The 1,021-nt window shown below is 40.0% G+C and carries 2 protein-coding genes; both read right to left on the bottom strand.

Translation table 11 applies throughout. The annotated features are described in order from the left end of the window. Positions 1-18 precede the first annotated feature (18 nt). Positions 19-582, bottom strand: coding sequence for an IS630 family transposase (locus tag QUB08_RS32055; RefSeq protein WP_333230344.1), 564 nt, complete (start codon positions 580-582; stop codon positions 19-21). Next, entirely contained in the window at positions 579-965 is a 387-nt protein-coding gene (locus QUB08_RS32050) for an IS630 transposase-related protein (RefSeq protein ID WP_333230341.1), read from the bottom strand. The genes QUB08_RS32055 and QUB08_RS32050 overlap by 4 nt, the downstream gene beginning before the upstream one ends. Between the last annotated feature and the right edge of the window lie 56 nt (positions 966-1,021).

The following is a 1,021-nucleotide window of genomic DNA, read 5'->3' as shown; positions in this document are numbered from 1 at the left end:
ATACAGCACTTCCGGATGTTATGAGGTACAGTAGCAGCAATTAGTAAACCAGTTTTTGAGATGTTTCGGATTAATTAAGTCAAGAGCCACAGCAATTATCGTGTCAACCATTTTAGTGCTGGTTGGTGAAAACTGTCGCAATAAAGATTTGAGTTGCGACCACCATAATTCAATAGGATTAAAATCAGGAGAGTATGGGGACAAACACAAGATGGAAGCACCCACCGCTTCAATCATAGGCTTAATTGAATCTACTTTATGCGCTGGTAAGTTATCCATCACTACTACTGCTCCTGACCACAATTTTGGCACTAAACATTGCTCGATAAACACCTCAAATGCTTGGCTATCCATCGAGTTGTCTAGGGTCATTAATGCCACTACTTGCGTGAGACTAATTGCACCAATTACTGTGACTTTCTTGCCTCGATAAAAAGGTTTGACCGCATAGGCTCTGGTTCCTCGTTGGGAACGTGCATGAGTTCTGGTTAAACCTAGTAATACTCCAGTCTCATCTAAAAAGACTAGATTTTTTGGGTCGATATGCTTGACTTTTTTCCAATACTCTAACCTTAATTTCATGACTCTTTCAGTGCCTGCTTGGCTACTCCTAACTGTTTTTTTTTACGATTTAATCCCAACTTTTGTAAGGCGTTACACATGGCTGTTCTACCCACCCAATTTCCCGTCTTCTGAGCAAATAACTCACACAATTCTAGTAAGGTTGCATCGGGATGTGCTGCCACTATTTCTCTCAAAGAAGCTGTGGAATTATTCAAATGACTATATCTCGGTTTACCCCTGGGTTTCGGCTGTAAATTCCCCTCTATTTTTTGTTGCTTGACCAGTTTTTGAACTAAACTTTTACTGACGGAAAATATCGCTGCTGTTTTTCTGATCGACAGCTTCTGATCTTGATGGGCTGCTACTATTTTTGTCCGCAAATCTACTGAATATGCTTTCATTGGTGTATTTTTTTAATCTATTCTTATTGTACCTCATAACACCCGGAAGTGCTGTA

Source organism: Microcoleus sp. BR0-C5 (assembly GCF_036705045.1).
GTDB lineage: Bacteria > Cyanobacteriota > Cyanobacteriia > Cyanobacteriales > Microcoleaceae > Microcoleus.
This window is presented reverse-complemented; position numbering and strand designations above follow the sequence as displayed.

What these genes read in the sequence shown, in the direction of transcription:
- QUB08_RS32055 (WP_333230344.1), bottom strand. Translation starts at nt 582, where the DNA reads ATGAAATTAAGGTTAGAGTATTGGAAAAAAGTCAAGCATATCGACCCA.
- QUB08_RS32050 (WP_333230341.1), bottom strand. Translation starts at nt 965, where the DNA reads ATGAAAGCATATTCAGTAGATTTGCGGACAAAAATAGTAGCAGCCCAT.